The sequence below is a fragment of the Amycolatopsis sp. GM8 genome, assembly GCF_021653975.1.
GTDB lineage: Bacteria > Actinomycetota > Actinomycetes > Mycobacteriales > Pseudonocardiaceae > Amycolatopsis_E.
This window is the reverse complement of sequence record NZ_JAJKFK010000004.1, coordinates 224,584-243,557: the sequence shown is the minus strand read 5'-3', so window position 1 is coordinate 243,557 and position 18,974 is coordinate 224,584. Positions and strand designations below refer to the sequence as shown.

The following is an 18,974-nucleotide window of genomic DNA, read 5'->3' as shown; positions in this document are numbered from 1 at the left end:
CGGTGGCCTCACAGTTCCTCGTCGGGCCACGGCCTTCGGGTGGCCCGGTCGGCCGCTGACGCTAAGACCGGTTTCGGGTACCCGGCAACCGCGGCCCCGGCGCGGCTTTGCGCCCCCTTTGGCCCGGCTTCAGTGTTCGCCGCCGCGCCGATACGTACTGGGCGCAGGGGGCCAAGTAGGTCTTTCCGCTGATGTGCGGCCGCCCCCGGTTGGCAACAATGGTCTGAGCCAAGTACCGGACGCAACGGGGGGACGACGTGAGATACCAGCTGCTGGGCCCGCTTCAGGTCGTGGAGGGCGGCGAGATCAGAACCGTCGGCGCGCCGAAGATCGAGACCTTGTTCGCCGTACTACTGATCCGCGCGAACCAGACGGTTTCCTCCGACGAGCTGATCGGTGAGATCTGGGGTGACAACCCGCCGCGCCGTGTCCGCGCCGGACTGCATGTCTACGTTTCCCAGCTGCGTAAGGGTTTCGCTCGTCCGGACGCCGGCGGTGCGGTGATCGAGACCCAGGCGAACGGCTACCTGCTGCGGGTCGACGAGTCGCTGGTCGACCTGTTCGAGCTGCGGGCGCTGCACGCGCGCGGCCGGGAGCTGCTGCCCTCGTCGCCGGAACGCGCGCTCGCCTGCTTCACCGCCGCGACGAAACTGTTCCGCGGGCCGGTGCTCGCGCGCATCCGGGACAGGGCCATCGTCAGCACCTTCAGCCGCATGGTCGAGGCCGTTCGCCTCGAGTGCCTGGAATCGATCGCGCGCTGCTCGCTGCAGACGGGGCGGCACCGGGAACTGGTGAGCGACCTGTCCGGCTGGATCGACGAACACCCGCTGCACGAAGCGTTCCGGGAGCAACTGATGCTCGCGCTGCACCGGTCGGGCCGCCGGGCGGACGCGCTCGCCGCGTACCACTCGGCCAGGAAGGTCCTGCGCGAGGAACTCGGGCTCGAGCCGGGGCTGACCATGCGCAGGCTGCAGACAGCCATTCTCGACTCCGAGCCCGACTACAGCTCGCCGGCGCCCGCCCCGGTCGGCTGAGACTCCCGGGTAAAATCATTTTCTCACGCCTCGGGACACTTTTTGGATTCCATTTCCGCCGTTCGTATCAACCACAATGCGAAACACGCAGGAATTGGCCCCTGACCGGCCCCCGGCACCGCAATATTGATGATCGGCAGCAGCGTGTGACACCCCTCACCCGAATGTCGGGCTGGACACCGTCAAAAACGCGTCCATATACTACTTTTTCAGGGAAGGCCATTCGAGCACATGAGACTGGTCGACGATCGGTCACTTGACAATGTCGTCAACCGGTTTCCGGAAATCCGGGAGTGGCGGCCCGCGCCGGCGAGGTTCGGCGCGCACCGGGACAATGCGGCGGGAACCCTGTCTGGTCCAGACCACCTGGGGAGGTCCGCATGTCCGCGCGCATACCCGGTACCACCGATCCGGCGGCGTACCAGGCGCCCTTCTCGGAACCGGCGGACACGGCGACCGTGCGGACCGCGGAGCTGCGGGTGCTGCGGGATGCGATCGGAAACCCCGGGGACGAGGGCACGTTCATCGCCGTGACCGGGGAACCGGGAACGGGGAAGACGCAGCTGCTCGCCGCGCTCGTCAAAGGCCGGATGTGGACCGAGCAGCCGGCCGTGGTCTACCAGTGCGCGCGCAACGAGCAGGAAACCGTGATCAACGCCGTGCGGCGGCTCATGCGCCAGGCCCGCCGATCGTCCGCCGGGCACGACGGGACGGGTGCCGAGACGAACGTGACGAGGCTCCGCCGGCGGAGCCCGGTGCGGGAACTGCTGGTGGTCGAGGACGCGCACCTGGCCGACGAACAGACCGTCCGCGAGCTGAGTGACATGGCGAGCGGCGCGACCCGTCCGCTGGCCGACGTCGTCGTGTCACTGCGACCGCGGCAGACCCCGGTCGAACTCGCGGAAGCGGTGGCACACGGCGCCGCCTTCGGCTCGACACGGCAGATCGGGCTCGGACCGCTCACCGACGAGCAGATGCTGACCTTGTCCTCGTCGAGGCCCTATGGCTCCGCGACACTCGATCTCAGGCATCGCAGTGGTGGCAACCCGTTCAACCTGTGCGCCCTGCAGGCGCTCGAGGAGGCGGCTCGGTCCGGCAACGACACCGTGGCGGCCCCGTTCGAATTCGCGCTGGTCCGCGAGACCCGCGGGCTCACCCTGAACGAACGCTACGTCCTCAATGCCGCTGTGGTGCTGCGTTCCCGCTTCGACGTCGACATGCTGGCCACCGTCGCGGACCTCGATCCGCTGATCGTGCCCGCGGTGCTCGGCAGCCTGATCAGGCGGGACCTGGTGCGGGCGGACTCGTCGGGAAGCTGCTTCTTCTCCGTCCGCGACGGTGTGGTCGGCACGCTCCTGCACCGCACCGTCGATCCCTGCTGGGCCACCCAAGCGCACCAGCGCGCCATCAGGGCGCTGTCCGCGCAGAGCGTCACCGACCGGAACCTGGGATTCCATCTCGTACATTCGCTTTCCCACGCCGAAACCGGTGAGCTGGCCCGGATCGTGGACGCGGCGTGCGGAATCATGGACAGCGACCTGAGCGAGGCGCTGTCCTGGCTCATCCCGGTCGTCGCGGAGGTGCCGGTCGACAGCGAACTCGGTGTCCGCGCACGGCTCGCCCTCAGCACGGCACTGGGGCTCTCCGGGCGGATGGCCGAGAGCCGCGAGCTGCTGTTCCTGGTGCACGAGTCCGACTACGCCGTGGACCAGGTCGCCCTCGGCGAGCAGATCGCCTTCGTCACGATCGTGGAAGGCCTGCTGAGCGAGGACGTCCAGGCGTTCGCCCTGCTCACGGATTTCCTTTGCCGCGACCGGTTGTCGGACGAGGAGTTCTGGCCGAGGCTCGTGCTCGCCCACGACTTCCGGATGGCGATGCAGGGCCTCGCGGCGGACGCCCGCCAGACCGAGCAGGCCCTGGCCGCGGCCCGCCGGCACGGAGACGAGGTCAGCACGGCCGGGCTGCTCGGGGTCCGCGCGCTCGCCACGATCGCCGGCGAGAACTCCTGCGCCGCGCTCACCGACGCCGAGGCCGCGAGCCGGATTCTCGACCGCTGCCCCGAACACCTGGTGGGCCGCCGGCTGGAGTCCGTGTTCATCATCGGCCTGGCCAACATCTACCTCGGACGCTACGGGGAAGCGCGGCGGCACCTGCGCCGCGGCGTCGCGATCGCGCAGCGGCGCCAGCACATCTTCGTGCTGCCGACCATGTTCGTTCTGCTGTCCGAGGCCGAGCGCAACCTCGGACAGCTCGTGCAGGCGCGGGACTGCGCGGACGCCGCGATCATCGAGTCAGGCTCCGGGAACTCCCTGCGGCACGCCCAGGCGGTCGCGCTCAAATCGATGAGCGAGGTCTGGTTGCAGCCCGCGGACAGCGAGCAGGCGAAGGCACTGGCGCAGCTGGCGCTCGCCAAGCAGTCACCGTACCGGGCGAGCGTCAACGGCTCCGCCTCGATCGCGGCGTTGTCGCTGGCCATGTCGGCCTGGCTGAACGGGGATCCCAAGCACTGTGTGGCGCTGCTGCTCAACGACGGCAAGGGCTTGGGGCTCACCGGTATCCCGATGAACCAGCGGGGGAAAACCTGGGAGCTGCTGTGTGCGGCCGCCTACGACGCGGGCCTGCCCGTGTCCGATTCCGCTGCGAGATGCGAGGAATACGCGCGCGCCGCGCCGCTCCCCCACAACCGCGGCTACGCGGCACTCGCCCGCGGCCACGCACTGCGTGAACGGGATGAGCACCGTGACGCCGCACGGTGCTACCTGGACGCGGCCGACGAGTTCGCGTCCGTGGACATGTCCATCGACCAGTCCTACGCGCTCGGCCTGGCCGCCGGTGTCCTCAAAGGACTGGGCCGCGCGTCGGAAGCCGCCGAGACCGCCGCGCTCGCCCACGAGATCGCCAGCAGGTCCCGGGCACTGACCCTGCAGCACTGGTTGAGCACGCAGACGGCCGTTCCCGAGCCGGCGCTCGTGGAGCCGGACGTGCTCGGCGACCTGACCCGGCGGGAGCGCGAGATCGCCTTCCTGATCTGCTCCGGCATGAAACGCCGTGAGATCGCGGAGCGGCTGTACATCAGCACCAGAACCGTCGACGTCCACCTCACCCGGATCTACCGGAAGACCGGGGTCAATTCGAAGGTGCAGCTGACCCTCGCGATCACGACGGCCACCCGCTCCAGCTGATGCCGGGCCCGGCATTTTAGAAGCACTTGAGGCGGTTGACCTAGTTTGACCTCACCTGTGCCGCTCATCCGGTCTCGCGAGGAGGCGATCGTGTTCTTGCTCCAGGGTCCCCTGACGAGGAACCTCTCCCACCTGAGAAGCGTCGTGAACTCATTGGTCCTGTCCACTTTCGCCGTTCCGCCCGCCGCGGGCTCCGCCGAGGTCTCGGCGCTGGAGGACGGCGGCAACTCGCTGATTCTCCGCGATCTCACCGAGAAGGTCACGGCGTACGAGTCGACCAACCCAGACATGACCGGGACCACCCCCACCGAGAGCGACTTCGCGACCGTGAAACTGGACATGTTCGCGCCCTCGGGCGAGCTGATCGGCCACACCACCGGTGCGGGCCGCATGCTCTTCAAACAGGACAACGGCGAGTTCGTCGGCTACTTCGGTGAGCGGATCTCGTTGCTGGACGGCAACATCATCCGGGCCGGCGGGCTGGTGGACGACGCGCGGCTGACCGCCGGGGAGAGCGCGACCATTCCCGCGGTCGTGGTCGCGGGCCCGCTCCGCGGCGCTATCGGGTACCGGCAGTTCCGGCCGGTGGTGCTCGAAACGCACGACACCTACACGTCATCGATCGTGCTGTACCGGAAGTGAGCGCGGCGGACATGACGTTGACCAGGTTGCCGGCCCGCCGGGTCGGCAAGCTCACCGCCGGTGCCCAAGGCCTCGGCTGCCTCGGCATGAGCGAGCTCTACGGGCCGGCGGAGGAGCGCGAGTCGATCGCGACGATTCACCGGGCACTCGAACTCGGCGCCACCCTGCTCGACACCGCCGATGTCTACGGCCACGGTGAGAACGAGTCCCTGATCGGGCGGGCCGTCGCCGGTCGGCGGGACCACGCCGTGGTGGCGACCAAGTTCGGTGTGCTGCGCCCCGGACCGGGGGTGGGCACAGGCGTGCGGGGCGACGCCGCTTATGTACGGGAATGCTGTGACGCCTCACTGCGCCGGCTCGGCGTCGACCACATCGACCTCTTCACACTGACCAGAGTGGACAGTGCAGTGCCGATCGAGGAGACGGCGGGCGCGCTGTCGGACCTCGTGACCGCCGGCAAGATCCGCGAGATCGGGCTGTCGGAGGCCGGGCCGGACAGCATCCGCCGCGCGCACGCCGTGCACCCGGTCGCGGCGTTGCAGACGGAGTGGTCGCTGTGGTCGCGGGACATCGAGGACGAAATCGTGCCCCTGTGCCGGGAACTCGGCATCACGATCGTCGCCTATGCCCCGCTCGGTCGCGGGTTCCTCAGTGGCAGGATCACCGGCACCGGCGAACTCGACGACTTCCGCCGCACCGCCCTGCCCCGCTTCGCCCCGGGCAACCTGGAGAAGAACCTCGCCCTCGCGGAGCGGCTGCTTCTCCTCGCCGGGGAGATCGGGGTGAGCGCGGCGCAGCTGGCGCTGGCCTGGCTGCAGCATCGCGGACCGGATGTCGTGCCGATCCCGGGCACCCGGTACCGCACGCACCTGGAGGAGAACGTCGACGCCGCGTTCCTCCAGCTCTCCCCCGCCGAGCTGTCCGCGGTCGAGGCCACCTTTCCCGCCGAGGACGTCGCGGGAGCGCGATGGAACGACTACAGCATGAGCTTCATCGGCCGCTGACACGAACGCCGCGGCCGGGCTCCCCTCGGAGGCCCGGCCGCGACGTACTTTCGGCCGTGCGGACCAGAACCCGGCGACTAGTCGCCGGGTTCTGAGCGCACGGCCGTGATCCGGATCGCTTGCGCGGGACAGAGAAAACCCGCCTCACGGACCTGTGCCTCGTCGTCCGGCCCGGTCTCCGGGACCACGACCACCACGATCCCGTCGTCGTCCTGATCGAAGATCCGCGGCGCCGTCGCCATGCAGCGGCCCGCGCTGATGCACCGGTCCCGATCCGCTTCCACGCGCATTCCGGGGCTCCCCGCTACCACTCGACCGGCAGCTCCAGCACGCGCTGCACCGTCCCGGCGCCGAGGATCGGCAGCTGGTCGACGGGCACCGCGAGCTTGAGCGTCGGAATCCGGGTGAGCAACTGGTGCAACGCCACCTCCAGTTCCAGCCGCGCCAGGTTCTGCCCCAGGCACTGGTGGATGCCGAACCCGAACGTCAGGTGGTGGGTGTCCTCGCGCAGGATGTCGAACTCGTCCGGCCGCTGGTGGTTCGCCTCGTCCCGGTTGGCCAGCACCCCGGACACCAGCACCGGCTCGCCCGCCCGGATCAGCGTGCCCGCGATCTCGATGTCGCCCTTGGCCACGCGGGTGGCGACCAGGTCCGTGGTACCGATGAACCGCAACAGCTCCTCGACCGCCCGCGGCAGGCGACTCATGTCGGCGTGCAGCTTGGCCAGCTGCTCCGGGTGCTCGAGCAGGGTGATGATGCCCAGGGCGAGCGAGGAGGCGGTGGTTTCGTGCGCCGCGATCAGCAGCACCAGTGCGATGGAGACCAGCTCGTCGTGCCCGATGTCGCCCTCGGCCACCCGTTCGGTGACCAGCCGGCCGAGGAGGCCGTCGGTGGGCCGGGACAGCTGCTCGGTCACCAGGTTGTCGAGATAGGTGACCAGGCTGTCCGCCGCGGTGGCCGACTCGGACTCGTCGCCCAGCATCACCTTCCCGCTGGCGTCCTGGAAGAACTCGTGATCGTGATACGGGACCCCGAGGTGCTGGCAGATCACCAGCGACGGCAACGGCATGGCGAGCATCGGGATGAGATCGGCGGGCGGCCCGTGCTCGATGATCTCGTCGACGAACCCCGCCACGATCCGCTCGATGTCGCCGCGCATCGTGCGCACCATTTTGAGGCTGAAATGCGGGTTCAGGTAGCGCCGGTAGATGTCGTGCTCGGGAGGATCCATGGCGATCATCGCCAGGCTGCGCGCGACCGGGGAACGGAACCGGGGCGCGACGATCGGGAACGCCGGGTGGGTCCGTTGTGAGGAAAGGTTCGGGTGGGTCAGGATGTCACGCGATTCCTGGTAGCCGGTGACCATCCAGGCCTCCCTGCCGTCGAAGAGGGTGACCTTCAGAACCGGTCCCGATTCGGCGATCGCCGCGTACCCGGTCGGCGGCTGGTAGGGACAGGTCCGTTTCTGCGGATACGGCGGCGCAATGGTCATTTCCACACCTTTCGACGAATTCTGCACACTCCTGCGAGCCAGAAATTATCGATTTCCCGGCGCTGCCCGCAACGACGGTTAAGGACGCCTTCAGCCTGGAATTGTCTCCGCTTCGGGAGAAATGCGCGGAACCGCTGCCAGCAGGGATTTGGTGTACGGGTGCTCCGGCGCGGTGAACACTTTCTCCACGTCGCCGGATTCGACGACCTCGCCCTTGTTCATCACCACCACCCGATCGCTGATCTGGTAGATCACGCCGAGGTGGTGGGAGATGAACACGTAGGCCACGCCGAGCCGGGCCTGCACGCGGTTGAGCACTTCGAGAACCTGCGCCTGGACCGACACGTCGAGCGCCGAAACGGGCTCGTCGCACACGATCACGTCGGGCTCGCCGGCGAGCGCGCGGGCGATGGCCAGGCGCTGCCGCTGGCCGCCCGACAGCTCGCGGGCCCGCCGCCCGAGTAGGTCGGCGCTCAGGCCGACGTAGTCGAGCAGTTCGGCCACCCGGCGCCGCCGTTCTGCCGCCGGGGTTCTGGTCACCTGCAAGGGTTCTTCGAGGAGTTGCCGCGCGGTGTAGCGGGGGTCGAGGGAGCTCAGCGGATCCTGGTAGATCATCTGGATCCGGCGCCGGGCGGCCCGGCGGCCGGCGCCACGCAAGGCTGTCCACGGTCGCCCGTCGACCTCGACTTTGCCGGAGTCCGGTTCGAGCAGCCCCATCAGCATGCGCCCGACCGTGGTCTTCCCCGATCCCGATTCACCGACTATGCCAAGGGTTTCGCCCGCGCGCACCGCGAAGGAGACGCCATCGGCGGCGGTCAGCCGGGCGCGCCCGGGCAGGCGGTAGGTCTTGTGCAGCTCCTTCGCCTCCAGCACTGTGCCCGCCTGCGCCAACCGCTCCGGCCGGCGCAGAGCGCGCACTCCGGGAACCGGGACCGCGGCGAGCAGCGCGCGGGTATAGGGGTGCCGGGGCGCGTCCAGCACCATCCTCGTCGGCCCGTCCTCCACGAACCGGCCGTCTTTCATGACGTACACGTGATCGGCCAGTTCGGAGACCACCGCGAGGTCGTGGCTGATCAACAGCATCGCCGTGCCGTCCCGGGTGCGGTCGCGCAGCACCTCCAGCACATGGCGCTGCACGGTGACATCGAGCGCCGTGGTCGGCTCGTCGGCGATGAGCAGCTCCGGCCCGGCCGCGATGGCGGACGCGATGAGCGCCCGCTGCCGCAATCCCCCGGAAAGCTCGTGCGAGTACTGGCGCGCCCGCCGGTCCGGCTCCGGGACACCGACTTCGGCGAGCAGTCGCAGCACCTCGCCGGGCACCGAGCGGGCGGGCACGGTGCGGTGCTCGCGCAGTGGCTCCGCGATCTCGGATCCGATGTGCCGCAACGGATCCAGCGAACCGAGTGCGTCCTGCAGGACGAACCCGATCCGGCTCCCCCGCAGTGCCCGCCACCGCGCCGCCGAGAACTCGCGCAGATCGGCCCCGTCGAAAGTGAGCGTGTCCGCACGGACCGAAGCGTTGTCACCCGCGAGTCCCACCAGGCTTCTCGCGGTGACGCTCTTGCCGGATCCCGACTCGCCGACGATCGCCACGATCTGCCCGCGCCCGATTTCGAAGGACACCCCCCGCACGGCGCGCACGGTGTCGCGCCGCGAGGCGAAGGACACCTCGAGCCCGGTGACGGAGAGCAGGGGGACGTCCGCGTTCATCGCGACCTCCGGTCGATTCGGCGTTGCAGATGCTGGCCGGCGACCGTGAAGGCCAGCACCGCGAGGGTGATCGCGAGCCCTGGGAACACCGCGGGCCACCAGGCCAGGACGAGGTAGTCACGGCTCCCCGACAGCATCGCGCCCCATTCCGCGGTCGGCGGCTGCGGACCGAGGCCGACGAAGCTCAGCGACGAACTCGCCACGATCATGCTGCCCAGGCCGACGGTCGCCAGCGCGAAGATCGGCCCCACGGCGTTCGGCACGAGATGGCGGACGATCACCGTGAACCTGCGCCACCCGAGTCCCAGTGCGGCCTCGACGTAGTGCGCCCCGCGAACGCGGATGACCTCCGCTCGCACCACCCGGGCGAAACCGGGCAGGCCCACAAGCGCCAGGCCGATCGTCGCATTGGCACTGCCGATCCCGAGCACCGCGACGACGAGGAACACGAGCAGCAGCCCTGGCACCGACAACAGCACGTCGAGCACCCGGCTGATCACCTGATCACCGGCCCGGCCCAGCTGGGCCGCGGCCGTCCCGAGCACGATCCCGCCCGCCAGCGCCAGCACCGTCGCTCCCAGCCCGATCACCAGCGAAGGGCGGGCGCCGTAGACGATCCGGGCGAAGATGTCGCGGCCGTTCTGGTCGGTGCCGAGCCAGTGCGCGGCACTCGGCGGGCGCAAGGTGGACAACAGGTCCGCGGCGTTCGGATCGATCCGGGTGAACAGTGCCGGGAACACGACAGCGGCCGCCAGGAGTACCAGGAACGCGACGCCGATCCAGAACGCGGTGCCGCCGGTCGTGCGGCGCGGCCTCGGGACGGCGAGTTCGGTATCGGTCATGGCTCACCCTCTGGTCCGGGGGTCGACGATCCAGTTGAGGACGTCGACCAGGATGTTGACCACTACGAAGATCACCGCCGCGAGCAGCACGACGCCGGTCACCACGGGCATGTCCCGGTTCTGCACCGCGGACAGGGTGAGGCGCCCGATTCCCGCGCGGGAGAACACGATCTCGACGATGACCGCGCCGCCGATGAGCGAGCCCGCCATCCAGCCCAGGATCGTGGTCACCGGCAGCAGCGCGTGGCGCAGCACGTGCCGGAAACGGACCGCCAGTTCGCCGGTGCCCCGGGCCCGTGCCGTCACCACGAAGGGTTCCTCCAGGGCGTGCAACAGGCCCTCACGCAGGACCCGGGTGACCACGGCGACGGCACTCGCGGCGAGCGCGATGCTCGGCAGCACGAGTCCCGGCAGGCCGCCGGAGCCGATCGCCGGGAACCAGTGCAGCGTGAACGAGAACACGGTCAGCAGGAGCAGGCCGAGCCAGAACGGCGGCACGGAGGACGCGAGGGATTCCACGGCCGTGAACGACGACCGCACCCACGGACGCCGACTCGCGCCGAGAATTGCGAGCACGACGGACGCCACGACGGTGATCACCATCGTCGCCGCGAGCAGTGCGAGGCTGTCCGGCAGCTGCTGGCCGATCGCCGTCGCGACGGGTTCGCGCAGCACGTAGGACTCGCCGAGGTCCCCGGTCAGTACCCGGCCCAGATAGGCCAGGTACTGGGTGCCGACCGAGCCGTCCAGCCGGTAGGCCGCGATGACCTGGGCCCGCACCTGCGGGCTCACCTGCGACCGGGCGAGCAGCACGTCCACGGTGTTGCCCGGCATGAGCCGCAGCAGGAAGAAGACCGCGGTGACGGCGGCCCACAACACCACGACCGAGGCCGCGATGCGGGTGCCGAGCAGGCGGGCCAGCCGCCCCGCGCGCCGGTCGCGCGGGGCGGGCACGGTCAGGACGCCAGCCATGTGTCGTAGAAGCCGGGCAGCGCGCCCGCGTCGAACTCGACATCCTGAACGCCGTCTCGGGCGGCGACGGTGTCCACGGTCGTGTAGAGCGGGAACACGGCCGCGTCCTCGGTGAGCTGCCGCTGCGCGTCGTCGTAGTGCGCGAGCCGCGCGGCCTGGTCGGTGGTCTGCATCGCCTGGTCGAAATCGGCGTCCACCGCGGGATTGTCGTAGCGGGCCATGTTGTTGTTCAGCCCCCGTTCCGGGTTGGGGATGTTGGCGGACGCGTACAGCACCTGCAGTACTTCCGGTCCGGGCGCGGAGAAGTTGGTGTCGGTGAGCTCGTAGTCGCCCTTGAGGATGCGGTCGACGTAGGTGCCGCCGTCGAGGTTCTCCTCGACCGTCTGGATGCCGAGCTGCCGTGCCGCGGCCTGGACCTGGACGGCCACGTCGGTGATCCCCGCGTCGGACCACATGTGGCGGAGCGTGAGCCGCTGCCCGTTCTTCGTCCGGTAGCCCTCGGCGTCCCGCCCTGTCCAGCCCGCCTGGTCGAGGAGGCGGGCGGCCTCGGCGGGATCGTAGGCGGTGCCCGCTTCCAGGGACGCGTCGTAGCCCGGGGTCGTCGGCGACAGGACTCCGTGCGCGGGCTCGTAGACTCCGAAGTAGACGTTCCGGACGATCTGTGCCCAGTCGACCCCGCTGCGGAAAGCCTTGCGCACCAAGGGATCCGAGAGCGGACCGCGCTCGGTGTTCGGCCAGTAGCTGTAGTTGCTGCCCGGCATCTGCTTCGAGTACAGCACGAAGCCCGGGGTGGATTTGAGCACCCTGGCGTTGACCGGCGAGATGGCCGTGATCGCGTCGACCTGGCCGCTGCTCAGCGCGCCGAACCTCGCCGCGTTGTCCGGCGCCACCTGCACGGTGATGCCGTCCAGCCGGGCCGGCCCGTCGTGCCCGGCCCCGTACGGCGGCCAGGCGTAGTCGGGGTTGCGGCGGTAATTGATCCCGGACTGCTGGGCGTAGCCGCCGTCACTGATGAACGGACCGGTGCCCACGATCCTGGTGCACAGGTCACTCGCGGACCCGCCGAGTGTGCGCGGCGACTCCATGCCCAGGTAGGGCGTGGCCAGCGCGCCCAGCAGTGAGGACGCGCGCCGGGAGAGCCGGACCTCGACGGTCAGCGGGTCGATCGCGGCGGCGGAGGAGAAAGCGGCGATGAGGTTCGCCGCGAGCAACGACTTGGTCGCCGGGGCGACGACATGCTCCAGGTTCGCGACGACGGCGGCCGAGTCGAACGGCGTCCCGTCGGAGAACCGGACGCCCTGGCGCAACGCGAAGGTATAGGTCAGCTGATCCGGCGAGATGGTCCAGCCGATGGCCAGCCACGGGTGGATCCCACCGGTCGCGTCCTGGGAGACCAGGGAGTCGACGATCGGCCGGGCCAGCGTGCCCGCCGCCTCGGTCGGGCTCTGGTGCGGATCCAGGCACTCGGGTTCTTTCTGGATCGCCAGCCGCAGCGTCCCACCGGGACGGGGCGGACCGTGGTCGGCGGAGCCCGCCTGCCCGGGGGCACAGGACGACACCAGTGCGGTGAGTGCGAGGACTACGCACGCGATGGCCGGAACTCTCATGAATCGATCACCTCCATCGCCACGGTGCAGTTCACGGCTAAAGGGAAACTGAAGGCGGCCATCCGGTGAGAGAACCGGCGCGCTGGTCATACGTTCATCGAGGCGATGACCTTCGCCAGCAGTTCGTAGGAACGGATCCGCGCGTCGTGGCTGGGCACCTGGGTCAGTGCGAACAACTCGTCGGCCCCGGTTTCGGCCAGCAGCGACTGCAGGCCCGGCGCGACGGTGGCCGGCGAACCGATGAACTGCGGATCGAGCCGGCCGCGGCGGAAGAGTTCCTCTTCCGCGGTGTAGCGGTGCGCGGCGGTCTCCTGCTCGGTGGGCAGGACCGTGTCGTGGTCGACGGTGCGCATCAGGATCTGCCCGAGCACGAACGGCTCGGCCTGGGCGCGCGCCTGCTCGTCGGTGTCGGCCAGCACGACCACGGCGGCCACACCGGCGTAAGGCTCGCTCAGGTGCGACGAGGGCTCGAACGCGTCCCTGTAGGCGGCCAGCGCCGCCGGGGCCGGTCCGGGCACGATGCTGTGGGCGTAGACGTAGGGCAGGCCGTGCCGGCCGGCGTAGGCGGCGCTGCCGGTGCTCGAGCCGACCATCCAGAAATGGGGCGCGGACGCCGGTTCGGGCACGGCCCGGACACCCTCGATGTCGTTGCCCCGGTTGAAGAAGTATCCGGACAGCTCGGTGAGCTGGGCGTCGAAGTCGAGCCGGCGAGGATCGCCGAGCCGGGCCGCGGCCGCCGGCGCCCCGCCGGACGCACGCCCCAGACCGAGGTCGACGCGGCCGGGGTAGAGGCTCTCGAGCAGCCCGAACTCTTCCGCGACGGTCAGCGCGGGGTGGTTGGGAAGCAGCACCGCGCCGGATCCCACGCGCATCGTCCGGGTCGCGGCGAGGATCTGGCCCGCGAGGACAGCGGGGACGGACGTGGCCAGCGCGGGTGTGCTGTGGTGCTCGGCCACCCAGTACCGCCGGTACCCGAGTTCCTCGACGGCGGTCGCGAGGTCGATCGTGCGGCGCAACGCGTCCCCCGGTGCGTCGGTGCGCCAGACCGGGACGGTGTCGTGGACGGCAACGGAGATCGCATCGGACATGGTGTTTCCAACTCCTCGGCAGGGGCCGTGCACTAGGGTGAGGCTGTCTCAGGTTCTCCCGCTCATTAAGTCGAGGATTCCTCAGGTTGTCAACTCACTTGAGCAGCTCGATGACCTCTCCGAAGGCGTCCAGGTACGGCTCGAGGACCGTGATGTAGGAGATCCCGAGCCGTTCGCGATCCGCCACCAGCTGCTCCGCGATCTGCTGTGGCGTACCGATGAGCACCGACGGCTGGTCCAGGAGTTCGTCGATCGTGAGGGCGGGGGCGAGCGCGCGGTAGTGCTCGGCCGCGGCCCGGCGGTCACGGGTCAGCACCACGGTCATCGCCACGGTGTTGAGTTCCGGTTCCGCCGCGCGGGCGGACGTACTGGCCCGTAGGAAGGCGATCCGCTCCTCCGTTTCCGCGCGGCTCATCTGCACGTACTCACCCGCCGCGTCGACGAGGACGTGTGGATTGGGCGTGTCCAGCGGTGCCGGTTTGATCGCCACCAGCGCCACGGTGTCCGCGTGCCGGGCGGCGAACCGCAGCATCCGGTCCCCGCCGGCCGCGATCGTCAGCGGTGGTCGCGGGGACTGGAGCGGGCGCGGCTGGAACTCCTCGTCGGCCGCGAGCCGGTCGAGTTCGGCCACCAGCGCCGCCAGCCGGTCGACCCGCGCGCCCGCGGGCTCCCAGTCCAGTCCCGCGCTCTTGAACTCCTCCCGCGCGTAACCGGCGCCGAGCCCGATGTCGAGCCTGCCGCCGGTCCACCGGTCGACGGTGAAGACCTCCCGGGCCAGCAGGGCCGGGTTGACGAAGCCCGCGTTGATCACCATGGCACCCACTCGCGGCCTGCTGGTCACCTCGGCGGCCAGCATGATCGACGGGAACGGCGCCGGCATACCGATGTGGTCGCCGATCTGGATGATGTCGTACCCGAGTGCTTCGGCACGGCGGCACTTCCCGACCCAGTCCTCACGGGATTCGACGGTGACCATGCTGACTCCGAACCGGAAGCGCGGGCTCACAGTGCGGCCCCGACGGCGGTCGTCTCGGCCAGCCGCGGCAGTACTTCCGCGGCGAACAGGCGAATGGAGTCGGACGCGACCGTCCGCGGCAGGGCCCCGTACCGGAACGCGCCGATGACCTGGGTGACGCCGCTGCGGCCGAGCGCCTCGATCTGCTCCGCCACCTCGTCCGGGCCGCCGGCGATGAGGGCGCCGGCAGCCGCGTCCAGCAGCCCGCGGTCGAGCTGGGCGCCGGGGTCGGGATGGCACCCGTACCGCGGGACGGCCCCCCGGGCGAGCGACCGGGAGACCTGCAGCTGGCGGCACACCTCACGGACAGCCAGCTCGCGGCCCTCGGTGCTCTGTCCACAGTAGACGTAGCGGCTGGTCGAGAACTCCCGTCCTGCCGGCACGGCGCCGCCCAGCTCCGCGTCGGCCGCCGCGCGCCGCCGGAGCACCTCGCCGGGCGAGATCCCCGCACCGGTCAGGAAGTTGAAGCCGTTGCGCGCGGCGAACCTCAGCGATTCCGGGCTGGTCGCGCTCATCCAGATCGGCGGGTGCGGCCGCTGCACGGGCCGGGGCAGCAACGTCACGGGCGCCCGGATCGAGTAGTGCGGGCCGTCGTGCATCAGTTCGTCCTCGGTGAACAGCCGCCGGATGAGCCCGATCGCCTCTTCGAACATCTCCCGGTTGCGACCGAAGTCGCGGTCCAGGCCGAGGAATTCGTGCGGCTGGTAGCCCCGGCCGACGCCGAAGTCGAACCGCCCGCCGGAGAGAACGTCCAAAGTGGCCACATCGGCGGCCAGCCGCACGGGGTCCCACAGCGGGAGGACCAGCAGCGCCGTGCCGACGCGCAGATCGGGTGCCACCTGTGCGGCCTTGGCGAGCAGAACGAGCGGGGACGAGCTGACGCTGTAGGTGGAGAAATGGTGCTCGGTGATCCAGATCCCGGAGAACCCCTTGTCGTTGGCCCATTCCACCTCGGTGAAGAATTCCGCGAGCTTGTCCGCCGACGCGCTCCGGCCGGTCGACTCCGACATGCTCAGGTACGCGATCCCTATGCGCACGGTTCCGCCCCTTCCGGTCGCGTTTCGGGCACGAGACCCCCGGTGATCTCGATCGTCAGGTGTGCCGGGACGTCCAAGATGTGACTGAGGTCGTGGGCGTACTCCCCGTCACCGCCGGTGAATCCGTAGTGCGGGTAGAGCTTTTCGACTTTCGCGTTCTTCGCTGTCGGCCGGTAGCTGCCGCGCACGACGCGGTAGCCGTGCCGTCGTGCGGCGCCGAGGACGGACGACAGGCAAGCCTGCTCGATGCCGCGGGCGAACACCCGGCAACTGAGCAGGAAGTTGCCGATGTGGAGTTCGCCTTCCTCGGCCCGCAGGGTGAGCACACCGACGATCCCGTTGTCCCCGAAGCGGTCGCGCGCGGAGATGGTGAGCACCCGCGCCGCCGGCCCGGCCGCCAGTGCCCGCACGTCCGCCTGACTCAGGCGTTCGGTCGTGAGGTTGAACTGGTTGGTGCGCAACGTCAACTGGGAAACCCGCGGCACATCGGCCGCGGCGACGGGTCCCAGTGTGACCGACACCCCCAGCCCCGCCAAGAAGTCCTCGGGTGTCGCGGCCGCGGACAGGAAATCCGACCGTGCGGTCTCCTCGTGGTAGAGCCGGGTCCTCGCCCGGTCCTCCGCGGTGGTCTCCATCCGGGAGAACCACGCCTGGGCAAGGAGTTTCCGCGCGTGCAGGGCGGGCTCCGCGTCGAGCTCGACGACGGTCACCTCGGGCAGGTCGCCCGCGACGGCGGCGCATTCGTGGGCGCTGTCGTCGGCGAAGACGACGCTGTCCGCGCCGAGGTTCAGTGAGCCCACCAGTTCACGCAGGTTGTCCGGCTTGGGCCGCCAGTTCGCGAGCACCCGGACGAAGTCCTCGTTGCGCAGCAGCATGTCCGGGTGCTCACGCAACGCGCCGTCCACGGCGTCGTGGTCGTTCTTGCTCACCGCGGCCAGCAGCACACCCTGCGACTGCAACTGTTTGACCACCCGCTGGAAACCGTGGAAGGCCTCGCCGCGATGGCCGTGCGCCACCTCGATACCTTCGACGCCGTCGTCACCGAGTACCCCACCCCACAAGGTCTGGTCCAGATCGAGCGCGAGCACCTTCTTCGTGCGGCCGGACCGCGCGCGCACGAGGTGTCCCAGTTCGCCCGCGTACGCCGTGAGCAGCGACTCGGACAGATGCGCACTGGTATAGACCTCGAACCGGGGCTCGACCAGCTCGACACCGGTCGTCAGCAGCGGGTCGAGATCGAGCACCACGATCGAGCCGGCCGCGTCGGCCAGCCCGAGCAGCTCCGCGTTCGCCGCTCGCCACACGGCACCCAGGCGCGCCTTGGCCGGGTAGTCGAGCAGCTGGGCGGGAAAGTGCCGTGGCAGTGGGATCGTGTTGAGCACGAGGGTGCCCGTGCCAGCGGAGCGGAATGTGCCGACCAGTCCGCGCCACAGCTCGAGTTTACGTTCGAAGGCGTGCGCGACGTCCTCGGGGGTGAACGGAACCGGCACCTCGTCGAAGACCGTGGAGTGGTCCAGCACGCACACGGTGACGTCGGGCCGTGCGGCGTAGAGACCGCTGTTCCGGTCGCCGAGATCGAACACGTACGAGTCGAAATCCGACAGGCGCACCCGTGGCAGGAAGCCGTGGGCGCACAGTTCGCCGGTCAGCGCCGTCCGCAACGCGCTGAGCGTGCCGTGCCCCGTCACCGCGACGGTGACCGATGGGAGCCGCGGGTGCTTGTCGGCCACCGCGGCGGTGTCCACCCGCTCCAGCAGCCGCGCCGACCGCGCCCGGTCGGCCGGCGTCATGGCGGCCAGCAGCCGCCCCGCCTCGTCGTAGCGGTCCACCAGCAGGCGATCGCGGTGCAGTGCCAGGAGTTTCTCCCTGGCTTCCGCCGACGGCCCGGTCACGACCGCTCCCCCGTGCTCACGCCGGGCGCCAGGGCACCGACGAGTTCCCGTGCCGTGCTGTGGTCGAACATGGTGCTGGGCGGCACGGCGATACCCGCGATCTCGGCGAGCCGGTTGGTCACCTCGAGCGCCGCGAAGGAAGTGATCCCGGCGTCCAGCAGGTTGTCGTCCGGTGCCACGACCGCGCCGTCGTGTCCGAGCGCCCGGTTCACCGCGTCCACCACCAGCGCGAGCAGGACATCGTGCCGCTCGGCCTCGGGCACCCCGTCGAACGCCTGGACGGCGGACGACGCCCGGGATGGGGGAACCGCGCTCGCAGGCGGTGCGACGGCCGGTGCCGAGAACCAGTAGTGCTCGCGCTGGAAGGGATAGGTCGGGACGGCCGCGCCGCGGCCACTGCCGAGCACTTTGGTCCACTCCACCGTGGCACCGGCGGTGTGTACCTGGGCGATCGCGGAGCGAACGGAACGCACCTCCGAAGCGGGCTCGCGCACGAGTGCGATCGCGGTCCCGGCGTTCTCCGTCCCGGCGACACAGTCGGCCACCATGCCGGTCGTCGTGGCGTCCGGTCCGGCTTCGAGGTAGACGGTGCAACCGAGCTCGTGCAGCGTCCGCACACCGTCGTGGAACCGGACGGTGCCGCGTACGTGGCCCGCCCAGTACCCCGGCTCGCGCAACTCGGCGGCGGTCGCGGCACGGCCGGTCCGGTTGGAGATCAGCGGGATCCGCGGTTCGCCGACGGCGAGCCCGGTCGCCGCCCGCGTCAGCCGGGCCAGCACCGGGTCCATGTGGTGGGAGTGGAACGCGTGACTGACCTTGAGGGCCTTCGTCCGGACGCCCTTCGCCCGCCACGCGGCGGCCAGCCGCCGCACCGCGTCGCCGTCGCCGGAGACGACGGTCGAGCGCGGGCCGTTCACCGCGGCCAGGCACACCTGCCCGGCGGTGGTCTCCAGGGACTTCGCGACGTCCTGCTCCGAGGCGCGGATGGCGAGCATGCTCCCGCCCGCCGGGGCGTCCTGCATGGCCAGTGCTCGCTCGACCACCAGGCTCGCGGCGTCTTCCAGCGCCAGCGCGCCCGCCACGTGCGCCGCGGTGAGCTCACCGATCGAGTGCCCCATGACCGCGGCGGGCACCACTCCCCAGTCCTCCGCGAGCCGGTAGAGCGCCAGCTGAGTGGCGAACAGGGCGGGCTGTGTGAACTCCGTGCGGTGCAACGCTTCGGCGAGTTCGGTTCCAGGCGGGGCGAACACGACGTCCCGCAACGGAACGCTTTCCGCCGAGCGCTCCCGGGCGGAGTCGAGCGCCGCGCACGCGGCGTCGAAAGCCTTGGCATAGACCGGGTATCGCTCGAAAAGCGGATGGCCCATCCGTGCCCGCTGCGTTCCCTGGCCGCTGAACACCACCGCGACCACCGCTGCCTTGCGGACTTTGCTGATCGCGAACGGTGCGCTCAGCGC

General features: G+C 70.1%; 14 protein-coding genes and 1 pseudogene. 4 read left to right on the top strand and 11 right to left on the bottom strand.

The window, feature by feature from the left end; all coding sequences use genetic code 11:
• Positions 1-257: 257 nt before the first annotated feature.
• The 4 genes from LOZ83_RS19720 (at position 258) to LOZ83_RS19705 (ending at position 5,862) form a co-directional block, all read left to right on the top strand.
• Positions 258-1,034 (top strand): AfsR/SARP family transcriptional regulator, encoded by a 777-nt coding sequence (locus LOZ83_RS19720; RefSeq protein WP_236792321.1) that lies wholly within the window; start codon positions 258-260, stop codon positions 1,032-1,034.
• Positions 1,035-1,414: 380 nt separating this feature from the next.
• On the top strand, positions 1,415-4,216 hold the full coding sequence (locus LOZ83_RS19715; protein ID WP_236792320.1) for a LuxR C-terminal-related transcriptional regulator: 2,802 nt from the start codon (positions 1,415-1,417) through the stop codon (positions 4,214-4,216).
• A gap of 144 nt (positions 4,217-4,360) precedes the next feature.
• Positions 4,361-4,858 (top strand): hypothetical protein, encoded by a 498-nt coding sequence (locus tag LOZ83_RS19710; protein WP_236792319.1) that lies wholly within the window; start codon positions 4,361-4,363, stop codon positions 4,856-4,858.
• Positions 4,859-4,869: 11 nt separating this feature from the next.
• Positions 4,870-5,862, top strand: a complete 993-nt coding sequence (locus tag LOZ83_RS19705; protein ID WP_236792318.1) for an aldo/keto reductase — start codon at positions 4,870-4,872, stop codon at positions 5,860-5,862.
• A 77-nt stretch (positions 5,863-5,939) separates the two neighbouring features.
• On the opposite strand, the gene LOZ83_RS19700 is transcribed toward LOZ83_RS19705, so the two are convergent.
• The 11 genes and pseudogenes from LOZ83_RS19700 to LOZ83_RS40790 form a co-directional block, all read right to left on the bottom strand.
• Positions 5,940-6,152 (bottom strand): ferredoxin, encoded by a 213-nt coding sequence (locus LOZ83_RS19700; RefSeq protein ID WP_236792317.1) that lies wholly within the window; start codon positions 6,150-6,152, stop codon positions 5,940-5,942.
• 14 nt (positions 6,153-6,166) lie between these two features.
• Positions 6,167-7,354 (bottom strand): cytochrome P450, encoded by a 1,188-nt coding sequence (locus tag LOZ83_RS19695; protein WP_236792316.1) that lies wholly within the window; start codon positions 7,352-7,354, stop codon positions 6,167-6,169.
• Positions 7,355-7,444: 90 nt separating this feature from the next.
• Entirely contained in the window at positions 7,445-9,064 is a 1,620-nt protein-coding gene (locus tag LOZ83_RS19690; RefSeq protein WP_236792315.1) for an ABC transporter ATP-binding protein, read from the bottom strand.
• Complete coding sequence (locus tag LOZ83_RS19685) at positions 9,061-9,906, bottom strand: ABC transporter permease (protein ID WP_236792314.1); 846 nt, start codon at positions 9,904-9,906, stop codon at positions 9,061-9,063. Before LOZ83_RS19685 ends, LOZ83_RS19690 begins: the two co-directional genes overlap by 4 nt.
• A 3-nt stretch (positions 9,907-9,909) precedes the next feature.
• Entirely contained in the window at positions 9,910-10,878 is a 969-nt protein-coding gene (locus LOZ83_RS19680; protein ID WP_236792313.1) for an ABC transporter permease, read from the bottom strand.
• Positions 10,863-12,485, bottom strand: a complete 1,623-nt coding sequence (locus LOZ83_RS19675) for an ABC transporter substrate-binding protein (protein WP_236792312.1) — start codon at positions 12,483-12,485, stop codon at positions 10,863-10,865. The genes LOZ83_RS19680 and LOZ83_RS19675 overlap by 16 nt, the downstream gene beginning before the upstream one ends.
• Before the next feature lie 86 nt (positions 12,486-12,571).
• Positions 12,572-13,573 carry an MsnO8 family LLM class oxidoreductase gene (locus LOZ83_RS19670; RefSeq protein ID WP_236792311.1) on the bottom strand — a complete coding sequence of 334 codons (1,002 nt, stop codon included), beginning with the start codon at positions 13,571-13,573 and terminating at the stop codon, positions 12,572-12,574.
• Positions 13,574-13,667: 94 nt separating this feature from the next.
• Positions 13,668-14,579 (bottom strand): TIGR03621 family F420-dependent LLM class oxidoreductase, encoded by a 912-nt coding sequence (locus tag LOZ83_RS19665; protein WP_308190246.1) that lies wholly within the window; start codon positions 14,577-14,579, stop codon positions 13,668-13,670.
• Complete coding sequence (locus LOZ83_RS19660) at positions 14,576-15,625, bottom strand: LLM class flavin-dependent oxidoreductase (protein WP_236792309.1); 1,050 nt, start codon at positions 15,623-15,625, stop codon at positions 14,576-14,578. Before LOZ83_RS19660 ends, LOZ83_RS19665 begins: the two co-directional genes overlap by 4 nt.
• The gene (locus LOZ83_RS19655; protein WP_236792308.1) at positions 15,616-17,517 is read right to left on the bottom strand and encodes an HAD family hydrolase; all 1,902 of its coding nucleotides are present in this window, start codon (positions 17,515-17,517) and stop codon (positions 15,616-15,618) included. Before LOZ83_RS19655 ends, LOZ83_RS19660 begins: the two co-directional genes overlap by 10 nt.
• Positions 17,514-18,905: pseudogene (locus LOZ83_RS40790) on the bottom strand (acyltransferase domain-containing protein); the annotation flags it as partial. The gene LOZ83_RS19655 and the pseudogene LOZ83_RS40790, both read right to left, overlap by 4 nt.
• Between the last annotated feature and the right edge of the window lie 69 nt (positions 18,906-18,974).

Bases quoted from the DNA above. Each gene is read 5' to 3' on its own strand.
- LOZ83_RS19680 (WP_236792313.1), bottom strand. From the start codon at position 10,878: ATGGCTGGCGTCCTGACCGTGCCCGCCCCGCGCGACCGGCGCGCGGGG.
- LOZ83_RS19690 (WP_236792315.1), bottom strand. From the start codon at position 9,064: ATGAACGCGGACGTCCCCCTGCTCTCCGTCACCGGGCTCGAGGTGTCC.
- LOZ83_RS19715 (WP_236792320.1), top strand. From the start codon at position 1,415: ATGTCCGCGCGCATACCCGGTACCACCGATCCGGCGGCGTACCAGGCG.
- LOZ83_RS19705 (WP_236792318.1), top strand. From the start codon at position 4,870: ATGACGTTGACCAGGTTGCCGGCCCGCCGGGTCGGCAAGCTCACCGCC.
- LOZ83_RS19685 (WP_236792314.1), bottom strand. From the start codon at position 9,906: ATGACCGATACCGAACTCGCCGTCCCGAGGCCGCGCCGCACGACCGGC.
- LOZ83_RS19700 (WP_236792317.1), bottom strand. From the start codon at position 6,152: ATGCGCGTGGAAGCGGATCGGGACCGGTGCATCAGCGCGGGCCGCTGC.
- LOZ83_RS19675 (WP_236792312.1), bottom strand. From the start codon at position 12,485: ATGAGAGTTCCGGCCATCGCGTGCGTAGTCCTCGCACTCACCGCACTG.
- LOZ83_RS19695 (WP_236792316.1), bottom strand. From the start codon at position 7,354: ATGACCATTGCGCCGCCGTATCCGCAGAAACGGACCTGTCCCTACCAG.
- LOZ83_RS19670 (WP_236792311.1), bottom strand. From the start codon at position 13,573: ATGTCCGATGCGATCTCCGTTGCCGTCCACGACACCGTCCCGGTCTGG.